Here is a 21,542-nt window from a genome sequence, read left to right on the forward strand (position 1 = left end):
CGGGCCCGCGGGGGCCCGCCCCGCGCCGGGCTCCCCGGGCGGGGCCCCCCCCCCCCCCCCCCCCCCCCCCCGGGGGCCCCCCGGGGGCCCCCCCCCCCCCCCCCCGGGGCCCCCCCCGCGGCCGTGCCCGGGCCCTGACAGTGGCGGGTGGCAGGGTGGGGGCCATGCTGGAGATCGCGGTCAGGGACCAGGACGACGTGGTACGGGTGCGGGTGTCGGAGGACGAACTCGCCGACCTGGTGGAGGACATGGCGCATTGGCCGGGTGCCTTCCTGGTCCTCCAGCGGGTGCCCGACCTGCCGGACACCTACGCCCAGACCTGCCCGGAGGACGAGACCCTGACGGTCGAGTACCGGGACGGCGCGCAGTCCCGGCACTACCGGACGCGGGTGGCCGAGCCGGAGCGGGTCGCCGAGCTGCTCATCGGCTGGGCCCGGCAGGACGCCGACTGGGCGGCGGGGGAGGAGTGGGAGCGGATCGACTTCGGGCCCGACCCGGAGCCCGCGCCGCTGGAGCTGTCCGGGCAGGACGAGGAGGCCCTGGTCGCCGAGGTGCGGCGGCTGCTGGTCGGCGGGTACGCGACGCTGGACCAGGCGGCCGAGGTGGCGGAGGAGTTCCTGGTGAACCGGGAGCACCGACCGGTGAGCAAGGCCCAGGCCAGGCAACTGGCCGACCGGATGTGGCTGGAGCGGGTCGCCGAGCAGCGCGCCTGGACGGGCGAGACCGACCCGGAGCGGCTGACCCGGGCGTTCGCGGCCCTGGAGGCGGCCGGGATCACCGCCCGGGAGGACTTCACCTGCTGCCGCAACTGCGGCAACGCCGAGATCGGCGCTGAGAACCCGCAGGCCCGGGGCTTCGTCTACTTCCACTCCCAGGGCACCGCGGCGGTGGCCGGCGGCGGCGACCTGACGCTGTACTACGGCGGCTTCGACGACTCCGCGGAGACCACTGCCGCCGTCGGCCGGGAGGTCGTCGCGGCGGTCCGGGCGGTCGGCCTGCGGACCGACTGGGACGGCGACCCGGGGCGGGCGATCCGGGCGACCGGCCTGGACTGGCGGCGCCGGCTGGTCGGCTAGGCCCCGTCCGGCGTCGCGCGCCCGGCAAGACCGGCCGGACAGGGCCTGGCCCCCCGCAGGGCAGGCTGTCCTTCGTCCGGCGCAGCACCCGGCCGGAGCTGTTGCCGGGGGCGGGGGCGGTGCCTTGACTGGAGCGGAACGTCCCGGCTCCCGTGCGAGGGTAGGTCACCATGCTGTCGGCCCGCAGTCTGTTCCAGGAGATCCACGACGACGACCAGGCGTTCCGGCTGTTCTGCTCGATCGCCGCGAAGGGCGAGGACCAGGGCGGCTGGGAGAACGGCCGGATCGCCCGGCTGGTGCCCGACCCGGAGCTGGCCCCCAAGGTGGCCCGGCACGGCGCGGACGAGGACAAGCACGGGCGGATCTTCAAGGCGCTGATGCACAAGCGCGGCCTGACCGAGCGGGACGTCCCGGACGACACCGACTACACGATGATCCTGGAGCGGCAGGGCATCGGCCTGGCGCACGCCCGGCTGCGCCGGGACGAGCCGCTGACCGAGCAGGACGTCATCACGTACCTGGCGCACAGCCGGGTGACCGAGCAGCGCGCCGCCGAGCAGATGCTGATGCTGAAGCGGATCTTCGGCGACCACCCGGAGCTGGGCCGGGCGGTGCGGATGATCTCCAACGACGAGGACAACCACCTGGCGTTCTGCCACGAGGAGCTGCTGCGGCTGGCGTACCACGGGCACGGGCGGGCGATCCTGGACACCCTGCAGTCCACCGCCCGGGCGGAGATCCGCACCTACCGGGACGTCAGCCTGGCCGTGATGGCGCACCTGGGGGAGCTGCTGCGCTGGCCGCGGGCGAAGTCGGCGGCGCTGGCGGCCGGCATCCACGCGGTGTACGGGTACGAACGGGCGGGCGGCTGGCGGCGGATGACCACGCTGCGGATGCCGGCCCGGCTGAACGCGCTGGGCGGGCCCGCGCCGCACGAGCAGTTCGCCTGACCGCCCGGGGGCCGGCCGCGGGGGGACGGCGTGCAGACTGACCAGGTGACGTCCGAGATCTTCCCGCACACCGTCCAGCAGGTCCTCGACCTGGTGGGCATCTTCGTGTTCGCGCTGTCCGGCGGCCTGATGGCCGTCCGCAAGAACATGGACATCTTCGGCATCTGCGTGCTGGCCGAGGCGACCGCGCTGGGCGGCGGCGTCCTGCGGGACCTGGTGATCGGGGCGCTGCCGGTGGCCGCGTTCACCAGCTTCGGGTACTTCCCGACCCCGCTGGTGGCCGGGGTGGTGGTGTTCTTCCTGCACCCCGAGGTGGAGCGGATCAACCGGGCGGTGATGGTGCTGGACGCCGCGGGCCTGGGCCTGTTCTGCGTCACCGGCACCATCAAGGCGCACGCCTACGGGCTCGGCGCGGTCGCCTCGGTGGCCTGCGGCATGCTGACCGCCGCGGGCGGCGGCGTGATCCGCGACCTGCTGGCGATGGAGCCGCCCTCGCTGCTGCGCTGGGACCGCGAGATCTACGCCGTCCCGGCGCTGGTCGGCTCCGCCGTGGTGGCGGTGCTGATCGGGATCGGGCGGCTGACCCCGCTGAACGCCTCGCTGGCCGCGGTGGTCGCGTTCACCATGCGGATGCTGGCGCTCAGGTACGGCTGGCGCGCACCGCGTGCTTGGCACCGCAACGGTTCTCGCACCAGCGAGGAGTAGGCGAGCCGCCGTACGCCAGCGAGATCGCCTCCACCGTGCACAGCAGCTCCGGCAGCAGCTTGCTCAGCTCGGTCACCGAGGCGATCCGGACCGGCGCGGAGATCGAGCAGGCGGCGATGGCGGTGCCCTCGGTGCCGGCGATCGGGGCGGCGATGCAGTTCACCGACTCCTGGTACTCGGCCTGGTCCACCGCCCAGCCGCGGCGGCGCACCTCGGACAGCTCGGCCCGGAACTCCTCCGGGCCGCGGATCGACTGCGGGGTGCGGGCCGGGAAGTCCACCTCGGCCAGGAACGCGGTCAGCTTCTCGGCCGGAAGGTCGGCCAGCAGCACCTTGCCCGCCGCGGTGGCCACCGCGGGCGCCCGTCGGCCGATCCGGCTGGCCTCGCCGAGCCAGCTGCGGCCGTGGTCCGGGTACCTGGCCTCGACCTTGTCGAGGTACAGCACCTCGTCCTCCTCCAGCACCGACAGGTGCACGGTGTGCCCGTAGCGCTCGTTGAGCACCGCCAGGTACGGGGCGGCGACCTGCCGGATGTCGATGCCCTCCAGCGCCTGGTGGGCGAGCGCGAACAGCCGGCCGCCGAGGCGGTAGCGCTGGTCGGACTGCCGGTGCACGAAACCGTGCTCCTGCAGGGTGCGCAGCAGCCGCAGCGCGGTGGACTTGTGCACGCCGATCTTCGCGGCGGCCTGCTCCAGCGACGCCGGGCCCTCACCGAGCGACGCCAGGATGGTCAGCGCGCGGTCGACCGTCTGGGACAACGGCCTCTCCCCTCTCACAGCATCGTGGCCGGAAGGGTAACGGCGCGTTGCAGAGGGTGCAATGGCCAAATCGTGACTCTGCGGCCGCCTACACTGGTTCCCGCTATGGCTTACCTCGACCACGCCGCCACCACCCCGATGCTGCCCGAGTCGGTCGCCGCGATGACGGCGCAGTTCGGCGCCGTCGGCAACGCCTCCTCGCTGCACGCCGCCGGGCGGCGCGCCCGCCGGGTGGTCGAGGAGTCCCGGGAGTCGCTCGGCGAGTCGCTGGGCGCCCGCCCCAGCGAGATCGTGTTCACCGGGGGCGGCACCGAGTCCGACAACCTGGCGGTCAAGGGCCTCTACTGGGCCCGGCGCGACGCCGACCCGGCCCGCCGCCGGGTGCTCAGCAGCCCGGTCGAGCACCACGCGGTGCTGGACGCGGTGCACTGGCTGGCCGAGCACGAGGGCGCCGAGGTCGAGTACCTGCCGGTCGACGCGCTCGGCCGGGTGCACCCCGAGGCGCTGCGGGAGGCGATCGAGCGGGCCCCGGAGACGGTCGCGCTGGTCACCGTGATGTGGGCCAACAACGAGGTCGGCACCGTCCAGCCGATCCGCGAACTCGCCGCCGTCGCCGCCGAGTTCGAAGTGCCGATGCACTCCGACGCGGTGCAGGCGCTGGGCCAGGTGCCGGTCTCCTTCGCGGACTCCGGGCTGACCGCGCTCACCGTCACCGGCCACAAGGTCGGCGGCCCGTACGGGGTCGGCGCGCTGCTGCTGGCCCGCTCCGCCAAGCCCGTCCCGCTGCTGCACGGCGGCGGCCAGGAGCGCGACGTCCGCTCCGGCACGCTGGACGTGCCCGGCGCCGCCGGGTTCGCGGTGGCCGCCGGGCTGGCCGTCGAGCGGCAGCCCGGGTACGCGGCCGCGACCGGCGCGCTGCGCGACGAGCTGCTGGCCGTGGTCCGCTCGGCCGCGCCGGACGCGGTGCTCAACGGCGACCCGGGCGCGGACGGGCGGCTGCCCGCCAACGCGCACTTCTCCTTCCCCGGCTGCGAGGGCGACGCGCTGCTGATGCTGCTGGACGCGGCCGGCGTGGAGTGCTCCACCGGCTCGGCCTGCTCGGCCGGCGTCCCCCAGCCCAGCCACGTGCTGCTGGCGATGGGCGTCGACCCGGGCCTGGCCCGCGCCTCGCTGCGCTTCTCGCTCGGGCACACCTCCACCGCCGCGGACGTGGCGGCGCTGGCCGCCGCGCTGCCCGGCGCGGTGGAGCGGGCCCGGCGGGCCGGGCTGGTGCGCGCCGCGCGCTGAGCGGGCCGTCCGCCGGGCGGGTCGTCCGCCGGGCGGGTCTTCTGCTGGGCGCGTTGCCCGGGCGGGCCGTCCGGGCGGGTCGCCCGGGTGGGGTTCCGTTTGCGACGGGACCTTCTGCTTCGGGACGTACGCTGGGGGCATGAACGCACCCCTGCCCGAGCGCACCGTCCGTGACCTCACCGGGCTGCTGGCCCAGGCCGCGCACGCCATGAACACCCGCCTGTCGCTGGCCCTGGCCGAGATCGACAGCTCCCCGCGCAAGCACTGCGTACTGCTGCACGCCATGGAGGCCGAGCGCACCCAGTCGCAGCTGGCCGCGATCGCCGGGCTGGACAAGACCACCATGGTGGTCACCGCCGACGAGCTGGAGCGGGACGGCCTGGCCGAGCGCCACCCGTCCGCGACCGACCGGCGGGTGAAGGTCATCCGGGTCACCCCCGCGGGCGCGGAGCTGGTGCGGCGCGGCGAGGTGATCGTCGACCGGGTGCACGGGGAGGCGCTGGGCGAGCTGTCGGCGGGGGAGCGGCAGGTCTTCGTGGACGCGCTGGACCGGCTGCAGCAGGCGGCGGAGTTCCCGATGGTCGGCGAGGGGGGCGTGGTGCGCCGACCGCGGCGGTCCCGCCAGGGATAGGCCGGGGGCGGGTCGGGGACGGGCCGGGGGGAGGCCGGGGAGTCGCCCGCGAGTACGTTCCGTTCTGGATCGTCTATTACGAAACTATCTGCTACGGTCTCTCTTATCGGGGGAGCGCGCCCGCGCGTCCCCGGGAGGGAGAAGACCCATGTCCGAGAACTCGTCCCGCGCCCGCTGGCTGGCCCTCGCGGTGGTGTGCGCCGGGATGCTGATGGTGATCCTGGACGGGTCGATCACCACCGTCGCGCTGCCCGCCATCCAGGCCGACCTGCACATCGGACCGGCCGGACTGGCCTGGGTGGTGGATGCCTACGTGGTCGCCTTCGGCGGACTGCTGCTGCTCGCCGGACGGCTCGGCGACCTGCTCGGCCGTCGCCGGACCTACCTCGCCGGGATCGCCGGCTTCACCGCCGCCTCCGTGCTGTGCGGCCTCGCGGCGAACCCCGGGACACTGATCGCCGCCCGCTTCCTCCAGGGCGCCGGCGGGGCGCTGGCCTCCGCCGTCGGCCTCGGCATGGTGGTCGCGCTCTTCCCCGACCCCGCCGAGCGGGCCAAGGCGTTCGGCGCGGTCGGCTTCACCGGCGCGACCGGCGCCTCGATCGGCCAGGTGCTCGGCGGCGTCCTCACCCAGGGCCTCGGCTGGCACTGGATCTTCTTCATCAACCTGCCGATCGGCGCCGCCGCCCTGCTCGCGGGCCTGCGCCTGCTGGCCGACGACCGCGGCCCCGGTCTGCGGGCGGGCGCCGACGCCCCCGGCGCCGTCCTGGTCACCGGCGGACTGATGCTCGGCGTCTACACCATCGTCGAGGGCGGCCCGGCCGGCTGGACCTCCGCCCGCACCCTGGCCACCGGCGCCGCCGCGCTCGTCCTGCTCGCCGCCTTCCTGCTCCGGCAGACCCGCACCGCGACCCCGCTGCTCCCGCTGCGGGTCCTCGCCCGGCGCACCACCGCGCTCGCCAACCTGATCCAACTCCTCATGCTGGCCGCACTGTTCGGCTTCCAGATCCTGCTCGCCCTGTACCTCCAGCAGGTCCAGCACTACGGCGCCCTGGCCACCGGACTGGCCATGCTGCCCGCCGCCCTCACCATCGGCGCGGTCTCCCTGCTGCTCGCCGCCCGCACCATCGCCCGGCTCGGCGAACGCCGCACCCTGCTGCTCGGCCTGGCCCTGCTCACCGTCGGCATCGGCCTGCTCACCCGGCTCCCGGCCGGCCGCCTCGACTACGCCGCCGACGTCCTGCCCACCCTGCTCAGCGCGGCCGGGTTCGGCCTCGCCACCACCGCCCTCACCGCCCTCGGCATGGCCGAGGCCGGCCCCGCCGACGCCGGACTGCTCTCCGGCCTGCTCACCACCACCCAGCAGGTCGGCGCCGCGCTCGGCGTCGCCGTCCTCAGCGCACTGGCCGCCGACCGCGGCGTCGGCGGGTTCCACCTCGCCTTCGGCACCGGCGCCGGGCTCCTGCTCGCCGCCCTGCTGCTGGCCCTCGCGCTGCCCCGGCACCGCCGCCCGGCCGCCCCCGCCGGACCGGCCGCCGCCGATTCCCCCGCCCTGGTCCGGCACTGACCGTCGAGGGCGCCGGGCACCCCCGTTACGCTTGGAGGCACCATGACTGACTTCCCCGGCGCCCCGACCACCCCGTCCACCGGCCGCCTGCGCGTGCTCGCCGCGATGTCCGGCGGCGTCGACTCCGCCGTCGCCGCCGCCCGGGCCGTCGAGGCCGGCCACGAGGTGACCGGCGTCCACCTGGCGCTCGCCAGCAACCCGCAGTCCTTCCGCACCGGCGCCCGCGGCTGCTGCACCCTGGAGGACTCCCGGGACGCCCGCCGCGCCGCCGACGTGATCGGCATCCCGTTCTACGTCTGGGACCTGGCCGAGCGCTTCCGCGAGGACGTGATCGAGGACTTCGTCGCCGAGTACGCCGCCGGGCGCACCCCCAACCCGTGCCTGCGCTGCAACGAGAAGATCAAGTTCGCCGCGCTGCTCGACAAGGCGGTCGCGCTCGGCTTCGACGCCGTCTGCACCGGCCACTACGCCCGGATCGTCGACCACCCCGACGGCACCCGCGAACTGCACCGCGCCGTCGACGCCGCCAAGGACCAGTCCTACGTGCTCGGCGTGCTCGACGCCGAACAGCTCGCCCACTCGCTCTTCCCGCTCGGCGACACCACCAAGGACGTCATCCGCGAAGAGGCCGGACGGCGCGGCCTCGCCGTCGCCAAGAAGCCCGACAGCCACGACATCTGCTTCATCGCCGACGGCGACACCCAGGGCTTCCTCGCCGAGCGCCTCGGCACCGCCCCCGGCGACATCCTCGACACCGACGGCACCAAGCTCGGCGAGCACGACGGCGCCTACGGCTTCACCATCGGCCAGCGCAAGGGCCTGCGCCTGGGCCGCCCCGCCGCCGACGGCAAGCCCCGCTACGTCCTCGACATCTCCCCGGTGAACAACACCGTCACCGTCGGCCCCGCCGACGGCCTCGACGTCCACGCCCTCACCGCCATCCGCCCCCGCTGGTGCGGCACCCCGGCCACCGGCGAGGGCCGCTACACCGCCCAGCTCCGCGCCCACGGCGAGGAGGTCCCGGTCACCGCCGTCCTCACCGACGACCGACTGCACGTCCGCCTCGACACCCCCGCCCGCGGCATCGCCCCCGGCCAGGCCGTGGTCCTCTACGACGGCACCCGGGTGGTCGGCTCGGCCACCATCGCCGCCACCGAACGCGCCGTCGCGGTCTGACGACCCGGCGGGCCGGGGGTTTTCCGGCCGGTTATCGGTTTGACCCGGGCGGGCCGGGCGGTGATAGGACTGGGAGCACTATGAACATCACGGTCTTCTGCTCCGCCAACTCCCTCGACGCCAAGTACACCGACCCGGCGGCCGAGTTCGCCCGGCTGCTCGGGGAGGCCGGGCACACGCTGGTGTGGGGCGGGTCGCACGCCGGGCTGATGGGGCAGCTCGCGGACGGGGTCAAGGAGGCCGGCGGGCGGCTGGTGGGGATCTCGGTGGAGTTCCTGCGGCACAAGGCGTACGAGGGGGCGGACGAGCTGGTGACCATGCCGGACCTGCCGACCCGGAAGGCCGAGCTGCTGGCCCACGGGGACGCGCTGGTGGTGCTGGTCGGCGGGATCGGCACGCTGGACGAGATCACCGAGGTGCTGGAGCTCAAGAAGCACGGCCTGCACGACAAGCCGGTGGTCGTCCTGGACACCGAGGGCTTCTACACCGGCCTGCGCCTCCAGCTGGAGCGGATGGACGCCGAGGGCTTCCTGCCCCGCCCGCTCGCCGAGCTGGTGGCCTTCGCCCGGACGCCCGCCGAGGCGCTCGCCCACCTGTCCGCCCACCAGCCCCAATAAGGAAGACCACCATGGGTGTCCACCTGATCACCGGAGCCGGTTCCGGCATCGGCGCCGCCGTCACCGACCGGCTCGCCGCCCGCGGCGAGGAGCTGTGGCTGCTCGCCCGGGACGCCCGCCGCGCCGCCCAGCTGCGCGAGCGCCACCCGGACGCGCGGACCCTGGTCGGGGACCTGGACGACCCGGCCAAGCTGTCCTGGGCGTTCGGCCACCAGGCGCTGCCGGTGGAGCTCGACTCGCTGCTGCACGTCGCGGGCGTGGTCGAGCTCGGCACGATCGGGGAGACCCCGGTCAAGGCGTGGCAGCACCAGCTCAACGTCAACGCGGTCGCGCCCGCCGAACTCACCCGCCTGCTGCTGCCCTCGCTCCGGCAGGCCCGCGGCCACGTGGTGTTCGTCAACTCCGGCGCCGGCCTGCGCGCCGACCCGACCTGGGGCTCGTACGCTGCCAGCAAGTTCGCGGTCCGCGCGCTGGCGGACGCGCTGCGGCAGGAGGAGCACGCCAACGGCGTCCGGGTGACCACCGTCTACCCCGGGCGGACCGCCACCCCGATGCAGGTGAAGGTGCACCAGCAGGAGGGCAAGGAGTACGACCCGGACCGCTGGATCGCCCCGGACTCGGTCGCCACCGCCGTCCTCACCGCGCTCGACCTGCCGCGCGACGCGGAGATCACCGAGATCACCGTCCGCCCCGGCCGGTAGGCGACACCGGGGGGCGCCGCGGTAATTCCTTGCGGTGTACGTACGAATCTGGAACCATCCCCCCGTTCGGATCTGCCGAACTTCTGCTCTGGGGGGTAAGTCATCAACAGGCGCATAGCAGCGGCTGCGGGCGTTCTGGTGCTCGGCTCGGTGGCCGTTCCGGCCATCGGGGCGGGTGCCGCGTCAGCGGCCGCGGGCACGCTCCACGTGAACAACACGGTGTCCTGCTCCGACGGGGCGGGCGCCGGGACACCGGCGCTCCCGTTCTGCCACGTGGCGGCCGCGGCCGCGGTGGTGAACGCGGGGCAGACCGTCGAGATCGCCGACGGCGACTACAACGAGACCGATCTGACGTTCACCCGCTCGGGCACGGCCGACGCGCCGATCACCTTCCGCGGGACCGAGAACGAGAACTCGATCGGCGGCAGCCGCATCCACGCGGACTCGGACTCCGCGCACCCGAGCAACGGACTGCTCGTCGCGGGCGCGCAGCACCTGGTGTTCCAGAACCTGACGGTCACCGCGTCGTACACCAAGAAGGCGCTGCTGGTTGACCACGGCAACGACATCAAGGTCCGCGGCGTCACCTTCTTCGGCACGGGCGTCCAGGTCACCAACGGGTCCACCGACGTGGTCGTGGCCGGCTCGGACCTGGAGGGCAAGGGCCCGGTGGCCCTCGTCGACGGCGGCTCGCAGAACACCGTGATCAGCACCAACCAGGTGTACGGCAACAACGTCGACAACATGACCGGCATCCAGGTCACCGACGCGCCGGGCACCGTCGTGGTCAGCAACACCGTCCGGAGCTCCTGCTTCCCGGGCATCGTGCTCGGCGGCGCCTCCACCGGGGCGACCATCGAGAACAACGTGGTGGAGGCCCAGACCGGCTACGGGCCGCCGGCCTGCGCCAACCCCGGCCGGGCCACCGGGATCACGGTCGCCGCGACCGCGACCACCGGCACCAAGCTGGACTACGACCTGGTCAGCTCGCTGAGCGGCGGCGCGGCCTACAACTGGGGCGGCACCACCTACAGCACCCAGCAGGCCCTCACCGCCGCCACCGGCCAGGGCGCGCACGAGATCGTCGCGGACCCGGACTGGCTCTGGCAGCGGGACCCGAGCCACAAGCCGTCGCCGGTCATCGACTCGGCGGACGAGAACGCGCCGGGCATGCTCGACCGGGACGCCTACGGCCAGCCGGCCGCGGACCACCCGACCGTGCCCAACACCGGTACCGGCAGCGGCACCCGTGACCGGGGCGCGCAGGAGTACATGGACTTCGGCAGCCTGTTCACCCCCGCCGGCCCGTCCCGGCTGCTGGACACCCGGGCGCACATCGGGGTGCCGACCACCACGCCGGTCGCGGCGTGGGGCACCGTCGACCTGCCGGTGGCCGGTCTCGCCGGGGTGCCGGCCCAGGGCGTCACCGCAGTCACGCTGAACGTCACCGTCACCGACCCGGCGGCCGAGGGGCACCTCACCGTGTACCCGCACGGCGGGGACCGCCCGACCTCCTCGAACCTCAACTGGACGGCCGGGAAGACGATTCCGAACCTGGTGACCGTCCCGGTGGTCGACGGCAAGGTGTCGTTCTACAACGCCTCGCCCGGCACCGTGCACGTGATCGCCGATCTGGCGGGCTACTACAGCGGCAAGGGCAGCGTCTTCACCTCGAAGTCCCCGTCCCGGCTGCTGGACACCCGGGCGCACATCGGGGTGCCGACCACCACGCCGGTCGCGGCGCGGGGCACCGTCGACCTGCCGGTGACCGGTCTCGCCGGGGTGCCGGCCCAGGGCGTCACCGCGGTCACGCTGAACGTCACCGTCACCGAGCCCGGCCAGGAGGGGCACCTCACCGTCTACCCGCACGGCGGTGCCGCCCCGAACGCGTCCAACCTCAACTGGACGGCCGGGAAGACGATCCCGAACCTGGTGACCGTCCCGGTGATCGACGGCAAGGTGTCGTTCTACAACGCCTCCGACAGCACCGTGCACGTGATCGCCGACCTGGCCGGCTACTACAGCGCGAACGGGTACGAGACGTACCGCCCGGTCGGCCCCTGGCGCCTCATGGACACCCGGGAGGACTGGGGCTTCGGCTCCGGCACCAACATGCGCCACGCCGGCCCGGTGCCCGCCCGGGGCACGCTCGACCTCGACCTGGACATGCCGGTGACGGACTCGGTGACCCTCAACGTCACCGTGACCGAGCCCGGCACGGACGGGCACCTGACGGTCTACCCGCACGGCGGCACCGCCCCGAACGTGTCCAACCTCAACTGGGTCAAGGGCGAGACCATCCCGAACCAGGTGGTGGTCAAGGTCCAGGACGGCAAGGTGTCGTTCTACAACGCCAGCGACGCTCCGGTGCACCTGGTGGTCGACACCCCCGGCTACAACTCGCGCTGACCGGGCGCGGGACGGCCGACGGCGGAACAGCAGGACGGCAAAGCAGCAGGACGCAGGGCGCGAGGGAATCCTCCCCGCGCCCTGCGCGCGTCCCGGGACCCCTTAGGCTCGGTGCCCGTGACCAGTGAGCACTCCTTCCCCGAGATGTACGGCGCCGCGACGGCGATCGGATCGATGCCCGGCCGGGACGTGCGGGAGATGGCCCGGGGGGTGACGGCCGAGCTGGAGCAGTTGCCGCACCTGCCCGAACTGCCCGCGCGCGGGCCCGGGGCGGACATGATCGGGCGCGGCGCCGGGCTGCTGACCGAGCTGTTCGTGCAGACCGAGCCCAGCGGCTGGCGGTTCACCGACCGCCCCGGGCGGGACACCAGGCGGGCGGTGTCCTGGCTCGGCGAGGACCTGGACGCGCTGGAGGAGTACACCCAGGGCTACACCGGCCCGCTCAAGGTGCAGGCGGTCGGGCCGTGGACGCTGGCCGGCTCGATCGAGCTGCGGCACGGGGAGAAGGCGCTCAGCGATCCCGGCGCCTGCCGGGACCTGGCCGGCTCGCTCGCCGAGGGCCTGCGCCGCCACCTCGCCGACGTCCGCCGCCGGGTCCCCGGCGCGACGGTGGTGCTGCAACTGGACGAGCCGCTGCTGCCCGCCGTGCTGGCCGGGTCGGTGAAGACCGCCAGCGGCTTCCAGCGGCTGCGCGCCGTTGACCGCCAACGCGCCGAGCAGGCCCTGCGCGAGCTGATCGGCGGCCTCGACGCGCCCGTCCTGGTGCACAGTTGCGCGCCCGGGGTGCCGATCCCGCTGCTGCGCCGGGCCGGGGCCGCCGGGATCAGCCTGGACTTCGGCCTGCTGACCGAACGTGACGACGACGACCTCGGCGAGGCGGTCGAGGGCGGCACGCTGCTGCTGGCCGGTGTGGTGCCGTCCGCCGACGTCGAAACGTCGGACCCGGCCGGTAGTGTCCAGGGGGTCAGGACGTTGTGGCGCAGGCTCGGGCTGGCCCCCGAGCTGCTGGGCCGCCGCGTGGTGGTGACGCCGACGTGCGGGCTGGCGGGGGCGTCCCCGGCGTACGCGCGGCGGGCACTGGCCGCGGCGGTGCGGGCGGCCCGGAGCCTGGTGGACAACCCGGAGTGACGAGCGAGGAGGACGGCGCGGTGGCGGCTGTGGAGGGCTGGGAGGAGATCCCGGCGGAGGTGCGGACGCGGCACGCCGAGCTGGCGACCGAGATCGAGGAGCACCGGGCCCGGTACTACGACCAGGACGCCCCGGTCATCAGCGACGCCGAGTTCGACGCCCTGATGCGGGAATTGGAGTCGCTGGAGGCCGCCCACCCGGCGCTGGTCACGCCCGACTCGCCGAGCCAGAAGGTCGGCGGCGGGTCGACCGAGCAGTTCGCCCCCGTGGTGCACCGGGAGCGGCTGCTCAGCCTCGACAACGCGATGGACGAGGAGGAGCTGGCCGCCTGGGCCGAGCGGGTCGCCACCGAGCTGTCCGGCATCGACTACCACTACCTGTGCGAGCTCAAGGTCGACGGCCTGGCCGTCAACCTGACGTACGAGCGCGGCGAACTGGTGCTGGCCGCCACCCGCGGCACCGGCGTGGTCGGCGACGACATCACCGCCAACGTCCGCACCATCAAGGGCATCCCGCACCGGCTGCGCGGCGAGAACGTCCCGGAGCTGGTCGAGATCCGCGGCGAGGTGTACTTCCCCACCGAGGAGTTCGACGCGCTGAACGCCTCCTTCGCGGCGGAGAACGAGCGCCGCCGGCAGGAGAACGAGGAGCGCGCCAAGGAGGGCAAGCGGCCCCGGGCGATGATCCGGCTGTTCATGAACCCGCGCAACGCCGCCGCCGGCTCGCTGCGCCAGAAGGACCCGCACGTCACCGCCTCCCGCCCGCTGCGGATGGTGGTGCACGGCATCGGCGCCCGGACCGGCTTCGACATCGACTGCCAGTCGCACGCGTACCGGCTGCTGCACGACTGGGGCCTGCCCACCGCCCGGCACAACGAGGTGGTCGGCACGCTGGACGAGGTGCGGGCGTTCATCAAGCGCTTCGGCGAGCAGCGGCACTCCGTCGAGCACGAGATCGACGGCGTGGTGGTCAAGGTCGACGAGATCGCCCTCCAGGGCCGGCTCGGCTCCACCTCCAAGTCGCCGCGCTGGGCGATCGCCTGGAAGTACCCGCCGGAGGAGGTCACCGGCAAGCTCGCCGACATCAAGATCGGCATCGGCCGCACCGGCCGGGCCACCCCGTACGCGGTGCTGGCCGCGCCGGTGAAGGTGGCCGGCTCGATGGTGCAGTACGCCACCCTGCACAACCAGCAGGTGGTCAAGGCCAAGGACGTGCTGCTCGGCGACACCGTCGTGCTGCGCAAGGCCGGCGACGTCATCCCGGAGATCCTCGGCCCGGTCTACGACCTGCGCGACGGCGGCGAGCGCGAGTTCGTGATGCCCGAGCGGTGCCCGGAGTGCGGCACCCCGCTGCGCCCGATGTCCGAGGGCGACATCGACCTGCGCTGCCCCAACGCCCAGCGCTGCCCGGCCCAGATCCGCGAGCGGATCGCCTTCCTCGGCGGCCGCCAGTGCCTGGACGTCGAGGGCCTCGGCTACGTCGCCGCCACCGCGCTGACCCAGCCGCTGGAGCCCGCCGACCCGCCGGTGCGGGACGAGGGCGACATCTTCGGCCTGACCGAGGAGCAGCTGCTGCCGATCAAGGTGCTGGTGCGCGACCCGAAGACCGGCATGCCCAAGCTGGACGACAAGACCGGCGAGGAGAAGAAGGTCTCCTTCTTCGCCACCACCACGGGCGCGCCGAAGAAGAACACCGGCCTCCTGCTGGAGAACCTGGCCGCCGCCAAGGACCGCCCGCTGTGGCGTTTCCTGAACGGCCTGTCGATCCGGCACGTCGGCCCGGTCGCCGCCCAGCAGCTGGCCCGCGAGTTCCGCGACCTGGACCGGGTCTTCGCCGCCGACGAGACCGAACTGGCCGCGGTCGAGGGCGTCGGGCCGACCATCGCCCGCGCCGTCAAGGAGTGGTACGCCGAGGACTGGCACCGCGAGCTGCTGGAGAAGTGGCGCGCCGCCGGCGTGGCCTTCACCGAGGAGGGCGGGCCGGAGCAGGGCGAACGCCCGCTGGAGGGCCTGACCGTGGTGGTCACCGGCACCCTCGCCGGGCACACCCGGGACGGCGCCAAGGAGGCGCTGACCTCGCGCGGCGCCAAGGTCACCGGCGCGGTCTCGAAGAAGACGCATTTCGTGGTGGTCGGCGACAACCCCGGCTCCAAGTACGACAAAGCGGTGCAGCTGGGCGTCCCGGTGCTGGACGACGCGGGCTTCGCGGTGCTGCTCGACCAGGGCGCGGACGCGGCCCGGGCGCACCTCGGCCTGGAGCCGCTGACCGGCCCGGAAACCGCCGGGAGCGCCCCGGCGGACGGCCCGCGGGAGGGCGTGGAAGCGGGCGCGGACGGGGCTCCGGGCGCGGACGCGGCGGCCGTCGAAGGCGATACGAACGAAGCGGACGCGGTGGGGGAAAATGTCGGGGAAGGGAGGGACGAGAAGGTTTCCTGACGCGTCGTTATCGTCCTGATGCCGCGTCAGCGGGGTGTTCGAGAAGGAAATCGGGCATTGTGTCACTGGACAACGCGCGGATATGACGTTGCGCTCAGAGGTGGCCCGAAAGTGCGCCCAGGTGGTGCGCCCCGGCTTACCCTGGGCGCTACGAACTGTCAGCAGGAGTGTGTGGCACCGGTTTTCCCGCCGGCGCCCCGGGGACACGCCCTCGTCTGACGTCCACCGGCACCTCTGAGGAGAGGGGTGCCTCACCGTGAGGCGGCCCCGCCGGGGGGCGGGCCCGACGGAGGACTGGGCTTATGGATCGTACGACCGGCGGCGCGCCCACACGCCCGCCGCAGGGGGTGGCAGGGGCGGTCCTGCTGCTCGGCGTGCTGCTGGCCGGGGCCGCGCCGCTCATCCCGCTGGCCGTCCTGGTGTACCGCTACGAACCCGAGCTGCTCCCGCTGTTCGCGGTTCCCCTGGCCGTGCTGGTCGCCGCCTGGCGGATCGCCCGCGACCGGGCGCGGGACCAGCTCACCGACCCGCTCACCGACCTGCCCAACCGGCAGGCCCTGCTGATCGCCACCCAGGAGGCACTGGCCCGGCACGAGGCCGAACCCGGCTACAGCGTCGGCCTGATCCTGCTCGACCTGGACCGCTTCCGCTCGCTCAACGACGCCCTCGGCCACACCGCGGGCGACCGGCTGCTGGTGCACATCGCCCGCCGGCTGCACCGCGCCCTGCGCACCGGCGCCGGCCACCCCCGGGACGGCGAGGACGGCACCGCGCTGCCCCCGCCGGTCCGCCGCGGCGAGCGCCCGGTGGTGGCCCGGATGGGCGGCGACGAGTTCGCCGTGCTGCTGCCGGGGGTGGGCAGCCCCGACCTGCTGGAGCGCACCGCGAAGGCGCTGATCGCCGAACTCGCCGCGCCGATCCGGCTGGACGGCCTGCTGCTGGTCCTGGAGGCCAGCGCCGGGGTGTGCGTCTACCCGACCCACGCCCAGGACGCGGAGTCGCTGCTGCGGCGCGCCGACGTCGCGATGGGCCACGCCCAGCACAGCCGCAGCGGCGTCGAGCGCTACGACGAGGCCCGCGACCTGGACACCCCGTACCGGATCGGCCTGCTCGGCGACCTGCGGCGGGCCATCGAGATGAACGAGGTGCAGCTGCACTACCAGCCGAAGGTGGCCTTCGACGGCAGCGTGGTCGGCCTGGAGGCGCTGGTGCGCTGGGAGCGGCCCGGGCAGGGGAGGGTCGCGCCGGACGAGTTCATCGCCCTCGCCGAGTCCTCCGGGCTGATGCCCCGGCTCACCGACTACGTGCTGGAGAGCGCCGTCGGGCAGATCGCCCGCTGGCGCAACCAGGGCCTGATGGTGCCCGTCGCGGTCAACGTCTCGCCGCGCGACGTCCTCAACCCCGGCTTCGCCGCCAGGGTCGCCGGACACCTCACCCGGCACCAGGTGCCCGCGGTGGCGCTCCAACTGGAGATCACCGAACGGCTGCTGCTGGATGACAGCCGGCGGGCCGCCGACACCCTGGCCGAACTGCGCCGCTACGGCGTGCGGATGTCGCTGGACGACTTCGGCACCGGGCACTCCTCGATGGTGCGGCTGCGCAGCCTGCCGGTCGGCGAACTCAAGATCGACCGCTCCTTCGTCTCCCGGATGGTCGCCGACGACCACGACGCGGCCGTGGTGCGCTGCTCGGTGGAGCTCGCCCACTCGCTGGGGCTCACCGTGGTCGCCGAGGGCGTCGAGGACGACGAGACCTGGGAGCGGCTCCAGGACATGGGCGTCGACGCCGTCCAGGGCTGGCTGGTCTCGGCGGCGCTGCCCGTCGACCAGGCCACCGCCTGGCTGCTGGTGCGGCGCAACGACGCGCCGCCGGTGGAGTCGCTGCCGCGCTGACCGCACGCTTCGAGGGCCGCCCGGCAACGTCCCGGGCGGCCCTCGAAGCGTGCGCCCGGTCGGCCGTCCCCCTTCTGCCCATAGGATGGCCCCTTAGGACCGAAAGGACCGGCCTGCCCCGCGGGGCGGGGACCGGCCCACCAGAACTCACCCTTGAGGATCGCTGCATGCCTGGCATCACGCGCGAGGAGGTCGCCCACCTCGCCCGGCTGTCGCGTCTGGAGTTGCAGGCGGAGGAGTTGGACCACTTCGCCGAGCAGCTCGACGTGATCATCGGCGCGGTCGCCCGCGTTTCCGAGGTCGCGGGGCAGGACGTCCCGCCGACCTCCCACCCGCTCCCGCTCACCAACGTGATGCGGACGGACGAGGTGCGGCCGTCGCTGACCCCGCAGCAGGCGCTCTCCGGCGCCCCGGCCAGCGAGGACCAGCGTTTCCGCGTGCCGCAGATCCTCGGGGAGGACTGACCGAGATGACCGAGCTGATCAAGTACACGGCGGCCGAGACGGCCGCCGCGATCGCCAAGGGCGAGGTCTCGGCGGTCGAGGTCGCCCAGGCCCACCTGGACCGGATCGACGCCGTCGACAAGAAGGTCAACGCCTTCCTGCACGTCGACCGCGAGGGCGCGCTGGCCGCGGCCCGCGCCGTCGACGAGAAGCGCGCGGCCGGCGCCGGGTTGGGCCCGCTGGCGGGCGTGCCGCTGGCGCTGAAGGACGTGTTCACCACCGCGGGCATCCCGACCACCTGCGGGTCGAAGATGCTCGAGGGCTGGATCCCGCCCTACGACGCCACCCTGACGAAGCGGCTCAAGGACGCCGACGTCGTCATCCTCGGCAAGACCAACATGGACGAGTTCGCGATGGGCTCCTCCACCGAGAACTCCGCCTACGGCCCGACCGGCAACCCGTGGGACCTCACCCGGATCCCCGGCGGCTCCGGCGGCGGCTCGGCCGCCGCGCTGGCCGCCTTCGAGGCGCCGCTGGCGATCGGCACCGACACCGGCGGCTCGATCCGCCAGCCCGGCGCCGTCACCGGCACCGTCGGCGTCAAGCCGACCTACGGCTCGGTGTCCCGCTACGGCCTGGTCGCCTTCTCCTCCTCGCTCGACCAGGGCGGCCCGTGCGCCCGCACCGTGCTGGACACGGCGCTGCTGCACGAGGCGATCGCCGGGCACGACCCGCTCGACTCCACCTCCATCGACGCCCCCGTCCCGGACGTGGTCGCCGCCGCGAAGCTGCGCGACGTGCGCGGCATGCGGATCGGCGTGGTCAAGGAGTTCGCCGGCGAGGGCTACCAGGCCGGCGTCATGCAGCGCTTCCAGGAGTCCGTCGAGCTGCTGCGCGACCTGGGCGCCGAGGTCGTCGAGGTCTCCTGCCCGTCGTTCACGCTGGCGCTGCCCGCGTACTACCTGATCGCCCCGTCCGAGTGCTCCTCGAACCTCGCCCGGTTCGACGCCATGCGCTACGGCCTGCGGGTCGGCGACGACGGCACCCGCTCCGCCGAGCAGGTCACCGCGCTCACCCGCGAGGCCGGCTTCGGCTCCGAGGTCAAGCGCCGCATCATCCTCGGCACCTACGCGCTGTCCTCCGGCTACTACGACGCCTACTACGGCTCCGCGCAGAAGGTCCGCACCCTGATCTCCCGGGACTTCGACGCCGCCTTCGCCGGCGTGGACGTGCTGGTCTCCCCGACCACCCCGACCACGGCATTCCCGATCGGCGAGCGGGCAGACGACCCGATGGCGATGTACCTCGCCGACCTGTGCACCATTCCCTCGAACCTGGCGGGCAACGCGGCCATGTCGCTGCCCTGCGGGCTCGCCCCGGAGGACAATCTCCCGGTCGGCCTGCAGATCATCGCCCCCGCGATGGCGGACGACCGCCTCTACCGCGTGGGCGGCGCCGTCGAGGCCGCGCTCAACGACAAGTGGGGCCACGCCCTGCTGGAGGAGGCACCGGCACTATGAGCAAGATCGAGAAGGCCAAGGGCTGGAAGCACTCGAAGCCCGGACTGTGGCTGTCCATCGGCACCAGCGCCTTCGGCGCGATCTCCATCGTCAAGGAGGCCCGCACCGCGCGCTCCGACAACGACACCCTCAAGCTGGTCAACGCCCTGGTCGGCGCCGCCGCCCTGATCACCGGCACCGCGCTCCTCGTCCGCGAGCTCAAGCGTCTCGGCGACGACGACGTCCTGCTCGGCTGAACCTCCATGACTGAAGAAGGGACGCTGTGAGCGTCATGAGCCTGGTCTCCTACGAGGAGGCTCTCGCCTCGTACGACCCGGTGATGGGCCTTGAGGTCCACGTCGAGCTGGGTACCAAGACCAAGATGTTCTGCGGCTGCTCCACCGAGCTGGGCGCGGAGCCGAACTCGCAGACCTGTCCGACCTGCCTCGGCCTGCCCGGTTCGCTGCCGGTGGTCAACGCGGTCGGGGTGGAGTCGGCGGTCCGGATCGGTCTCGCGCTGAACTGCGAGATCGCCGAGTGGTGCCGGTTCGCCCGGAAGAACTACTTCTACCCGGACATGCCGAAGAACTTCCAGACCAGCCAGTACGACGAGCCGATCGCCTTCAACGGCTACCTCGACGTGCAGCTGGAGGACGGCGAGGTCTTCCGGGTGGAGATCGAGCGCGCCCACATGGAGGAGGACACCGGCAAGTCGACCCACGTCGGCGGCGCCACCGGGCGGATCCACGGCGCGGAGTACTCGCTGCTGGACTACAACCGAGCCGGCATCCCGCTGATCGAGATCGTCACCAAGCCGATCGAGGGCGCGGGCGCGCGCGCCCCCGAGGTGGCGAAGGCGTACGTCGCCGAGCTGCGCGAGCTGATCAAGGCGCTGGGCGTCTCCGAGGCCCGGATGGACAAGGGCCAGATGCGCTGCGACGTGAACCTGTCGCTGCGGCCCAACGGCACCGAGGCGTTCGGCACCCGCAGCGAGACCAAGAACGTCAACTCGCTGCGCAGCGTGGAGCGGGCCGCCCGGTTCGAGATCCAGCGGCACGCCACCGTGCTGACCGACGGCGGGACGATCGTCCAGGAGACCCGGCACTTCCACGAGGAGGACGGCTCCACCACGGCCGGCCGGATCAAGGACAACGCCGAGGACTACCGGTACTTCCCGGAGCCCGACCTGGTGCCGGTCGCCCCGGCCCGGGAGTGGGTCGAGGAGCTGCGGGCCTCCCTGCCGGAGCTGCCCCGGGTCCGCCGGGCCCGGCTGCAGGCCGAGTGGGGCCTGACCGACAAGGACATGCAGTCGGTGCTCAACGCCGGTGCGGTGGAGCCGATCTCGGAGACCGTCGCGGCCGGCGCCCCCGCCGACCAGGCCCGCAAGTGGTGGATGGGCGAGCTGGCGCGGCGCGCCAACGAGACCGGCACCGAGCTGTCCGAGCAGCCGATCACCCCGGCCCAGGTGGCCCGGGTGTGCGCGCTGGTCGCCGAGGGCAAGCTCAACGACAAGCTGGCCCGCCAGGTCATCGAGGGCGTCCTCGCCGGCGAGGGCGAGCCGGACGACGTGGTGGCCGGGCGCGGCCTGGCCGTGGTCTCGGACGACTCCGCGCTCGGCGCGGCCGTCGACCAGGCGATCGCCGACAACCCGGACGTCGCCGCCAAGATCCGCGACGGCAAGGTGCAGGCGGTGGGCGCGCTGGTCGGCGCGGTCATGAAGACCACCCGCGGCCAGGCCGACGCGGCCCGGGTCAAGGACCTCATCCTGGCGAAGCTGGCCTGAGGTGCCTACGGCGTGACGGCGGTGCCTAAGGAGCCCCTTAGGCGGTTCCGCCCGCGGTGCCCGTCCCCGACCGGGGGCGGGCACCGGTGTTCTCCGGGCCGGCGGCCCGCCCGGATCGGGCAGGCTCCCCATGCGGCGCACCCCCCTGGGAGCGGAGGCTGGACACCAGCACGCAACGAGGGGAAGACACCGTGTACGAGTACGAGTTGTTCAAGTCGAGGGAACGCGAACTGCACGGCCGGGCCGCCGCCCGGCGGCTGGCCCGCGAGGCGGCCGCCGCCGGCCGCGGCGGGGAGCGCACCGGGCTGGTGGCCCGGGCGGCTAGGGCGGTACGGGCGGGGCGCCGGGGCGCCGCCGCGCCGCAGCGGGCCAAGTCCGGTGCGGAGCAGGGCCGTTCGGGCGCCGTGGCGGGCTGCGCGGGATGACCGGCGGGCCCGGCCGGTCCGACGGCCGGGATAACCGCTCGGCCGCGTCCGAGGGCTGTGGCAT

Annotated in this window: 18 protein-coding genes and 1 pseudogene; 18 read left to right on the forward strand and 1 reads right to left on the reverse strand. The window is 73.8% G+C overall.

What is annotated here, in order from left to right:
• The first annotated feature begins 164 nt into the window (after positions 1–164).
• From ACIQVD_RS07495 to ACIQVD_RS07505, 3 genes are all read left to right on the forward strand, one after another.
• Positions 165–1,076, forward strand: a complete 912-nt coding sequence (locus ACIQVD_RS07495) for a DUF6891 domain-containing protein (RefSeq protein WP_402286649.1) — start codon at positions 165–167, stop codon at positions 1,074–1,076.
• A 170-nt stretch (positions 1,077–1,246) separates the two neighbouring features.
• On the forward strand, positions 1,247–2,026 hold the full coding sequence (locus ACIQVD_RS07500) for a ferritin-like domain-containing protein (RefSeq protein ID WP_400681670.1): 780 nt from the start codon (positions 1,247–1,249) through the stop codon (positions 2,024–2,026).
• A 45-nt stretch (positions 2,027–2,071) separates the two neighbouring features.
• Positions 2,072–2,731, forward strand: a complete 660-nt coding sequence (locus tag ACIQVD_RS07505; protein WP_100836273.1) for a trimeric intracellular cation channel family protein — start codon at positions 2,072–2,074, stop codon at positions 2,729–2,731.
• Here ACIQVD_RS07505 and ACIQVD_RS07510 read toward each other — a convergent pair.
• Positions 2,667–3,488 (reverse strand): IclR family transcriptional regulator, encoded by an 822-nt coding sequence (locus ACIQVD_RS07510; RefSeq protein WP_400681668.1) that lies wholly within the window; start codon positions 3,486–3,488, stop codon positions 2,667–2,669. The two genes, ACIQVD_RS07505 and ACIQVD_RS07510, sit on opposite strands and share 65 nt — an antisense overlap.
• A 105-nt stretch (positions 3,489–3,593) precedes the next feature.
• On the opposite strand from ACIQVD_RS07510, the gene ACIQVD_RS07515 reads away from it, so the two are divergent.
• From ACIQVD_RS07515 to ACIQVD_RS07585, 15 genes and pseudogenes are all read left to right on the forward strand, one after another.
• Positions 3,594–4,775, forward strand: a complete 1,182-nt coding sequence (locus tag ACIQVD_RS07515; protein WP_400681667.1) for a cysteine desulfurase family protein — start codon at positions 3,594–3,596, stop codon at positions 4,773–4,775.
• A gap of 139 nt (positions 4,776–4,914) precedes the next feature.
• Entirely contained in the window at positions 4,915–5,406 is a 492-nt protein-coding gene (locus ACIQVD_RS07520) for a MarR family winged helix-turn-helix transcriptional regulator (RefSeq protein ID WP_100836270.1), read from the forward strand.
• Between the two features lie 148 nt (positions 5,407–5,554).
• Entirely contained in the window at positions 5,555–6,970 is a 1,416-nt protein-coding gene (locus tag ACIQVD_RS07525; RefSeq protein ID WP_400681666.1) for an MFS transporter, read from the forward strand.
• Positions 6,971–7,012: 42 nt separating this feature from the next.
• Entirely contained in the window at positions 7,013–8,146 is a 1,134-nt protein-coding gene (mnmA, locus tag ACIQVD_RS07530) for a tRNA 2-thiouridine(34) synthase MnmA (RefSeq protein WP_400681664.1), read from the forward strand.
• Positions 8,147–8,226: 80 nt separating this feature from the next.
• The gene (locus tag ACIQVD_RS07535) at positions 8,227–8,763 is read left to right on the forward strand and encodes a TIGR00730 family Rossman fold protein (protein WP_100836266.1); all 537 of its coding nucleotides are present in this window, start codon (positions 8,227–8,229) and stop codon (positions 8,761–8,763) included.
• 11 nt (positions 8,764–8,774) lie between these two features.
• The gene (locus ACIQVD_RS07540) at positions 8,775–9,464 is read left to right on the forward strand and encodes an SDR family oxidoreductase (RefSeq protein WP_400681659.1); all 690 of its coding nucleotides are present in this window, start codon (positions 8,775–8,777) and stop codon (positions 9,462–9,464) included.
• A 207-nt stretch (positions 9,465–9,671) separates the two neighbouring features.
• Positions 9,672–11,873, forward strand: a complete 2,202-nt coding sequence (locus ACIQVD_RS07545) for a right-handed parallel beta-helix repeat-containing protein (RefSeq protein ID WP_402286656.1) — start codon at positions 9,672–9,674, stop codon at positions 11,871–11,873.
• Between the two features lie 144 nt (positions 11,874–12,017).
• A complete protein-coding gene (locus ACIQVD_RS07550) occupies positions 12,018–13,001 on the forward strand; it encodes a methionine synthase (RefSeq protein WP_400682627.1) in 984 nt (327 codons plus the stop codon).
• A complete protein-coding gene (gene ligA / locus ACIQVD_RS07555; protein ID WP_400681655.1) occupies positions 12,998–15,436 on the forward strand; it encodes an NAD-dependent DNA ligase LigA in 2,439 nt (812 codons plus the stop codon). Before ACIQVD_RS07550 ends, ligA begins: the two co-directional genes overlap by 4 nt.
• 365 nt (positions 15,437–15,801) lie before the next feature.
• Positions 15,802–17,328: pseudogene (locus tag ACIQVD_RS07560) on the forward strand (putative bifunctional diguanylate cyclase/phosphodiesterase); the annotation flags it as partial.
• A gap of 167 nt (positions 17,329–17,495) precedes the next feature.
• Positions 17,496–17,792, forward strand: a complete 297-nt coding sequence (gene gatC / locus ACIQVD_RS07565; RefSeq protein ID WP_400681653.1) for an Asp-tRNA(Asn)/Glu-tRNA(Gln) amidotransferase subunit GatC — start codon at positions 17,496–17,498, stop codon at positions 17,790–17,792.
• A gap of 5 nt (positions 17,793–17,797) precedes the next feature.
• Positions 17,798–19,291: an Asp-tRNA(Asn)/Glu-tRNA(Gln) amidotransferase subunit GatA gene (gene gatA, locus ACIQVD_RS07570; protein ID WP_400681651.1), complete on the forward strand. Its 1,494-nt coding sequence runs from the start codon at positions 17,798–17,800 to the stop codon at positions 19,289–19,291.
• On the forward strand, positions 19,288–19,527 hold the full coding sequence (locus tag ACIQVD_RS07575) for a hypothetical protein (RefSeq protein WP_100836260.1): 240 nt from the start codon (positions 19,288–19,290) through the stop codon (positions 19,525–19,527). The genes gatA and ACIQVD_RS07575 overlap by 4 nt, the downstream gene beginning before the upstream one ends.
• A gap of 26 nt (positions 19,528–19,553) precedes the next feature.
• Entirely contained in the window at positions 19,554–21,053 is a 1,500-nt protein-coding gene (gene gatB / locus ACIQVD_RS07580; protein ID WP_402286662.1) for an Asp-tRNA(Asn)/Glu-tRNA(Gln) amidotransferase subunit GatB, read from the forward strand.
• A 191-nt stretch (positions 21,054–21,244) separates the two neighbouring features.
• Positions 21,245–21,478, forward strand: a complete 234-nt coding sequence (locus ACIQVD_RS07585; protein WP_402286664.1) for a hypothetical protein — start codon at positions 21,245–21,247, stop codon at positions 21,476–21,478.
• The last annotated feature ends 64 nt before the right edge of the window (positions 21,479–21,542 follow it).

The sequence above is a fragment of the Kitasatospora sp. NPDC090308 genome, assembly GCF_044769485.1.
GTDB classification, from domain to species: domain Bacteria; phylum Actinomycetota; class Actinomycetes; order Streptomycetales; family Streptomycetaceae; genus Kitasatospora; species Kitasatospora fiedleri.

What these genes read in the sequence shown, in the direction of transcription:
- ACIQVD_RS07495 (WP_402286649.1), top strand. Translation starts at nt 165, where the DNA reads ATGCTGGAGATCGCGGTCAGGGACCAGGACGACGTGGTACGGGTGCGG.
- ACIQVD_RS07500 (WP_400681670.1), top strand. Translation starts at nt 1,247, where the DNA reads ATGCTGTCGGCCCGCAGTCTGTTCCAGGAGATCCACGACGACGACCAG.
- ACIQVD_RS07515 (WP_400681667.1), top strand. Translation starts at nt 3,594, where the DNA reads ATGGCTTACCTCGACCACGCCGCCACCACCCCGATGCTGCCCGAGTCG.
- ACIQVD_RS07520 (WP_100836270.1), top strand. Translation starts at nt 4,915, where the DNA reads ATGAACGCACCCCTGCCCGAGCGCACCGTCCGTGACCTCACCGGGCTG.
- ACIQVD_RS07525 (WP_400681666.1), top strand. Translation starts at nt 5,555, where the DNA reads ATGTCCGAGAACTCGTCCCGCGCCCGCTGGCTGGCCCTCGCGGTGGTG.
- mnmA (WP_400681664.1), top strand. Translation starts at nt 7,013, where the DNA reads ATGACTGACTTCCCCGGCGCCCCGACCACCCCGTCCACCGGCCGCCTG.
- ACIQVD_RS07535 (WP_100836266.1), top strand. Translation starts at nt 8,227, where the DNA reads ATGAACATCACGGTCTTCTGCTCCGCCAACTCCCTCGACGCCAAGTAC.
- ACIQVD_RS07540 (WP_400681659.1), top strand. Translation starts at nt 8,775, where the DNA reads ATGGGTGTCCACCTGATCACCGGAGCCGGTTCCGGCATCGGCGCCGCC.
- ACIQVD_RS07550 (WP_400682627.1), top strand. Translation starts at nt 12,018, where the DNA reads ATGTACGGCGCCGCGACGGCGATCGGATCGATGCCCGGCCGGGACGTG.
- gatC (WP_400681653.1), top strand. Translation starts at nt 17,496, where the DNA reads ATGCCTGGCATCACGCGCGAGGAGGTCGCCCACCTCGCCCGGCTGTCG.
- gatA (WP_400681651.1), top strand. Translation starts at nt 17,798, where the DNA reads ATGACCGAGCTGATCAAGTACACGGCGGCCGAGACGGCCGCCGCGATC.
- ACIQVD_RS07575 (WP_100836260.1), top strand. Translation starts at nt 19,288, where the DNA reads ATGAGCAAGATCGAGAAGGCCAAGGGCTGGAAGCACTCGAAGCCCGGA.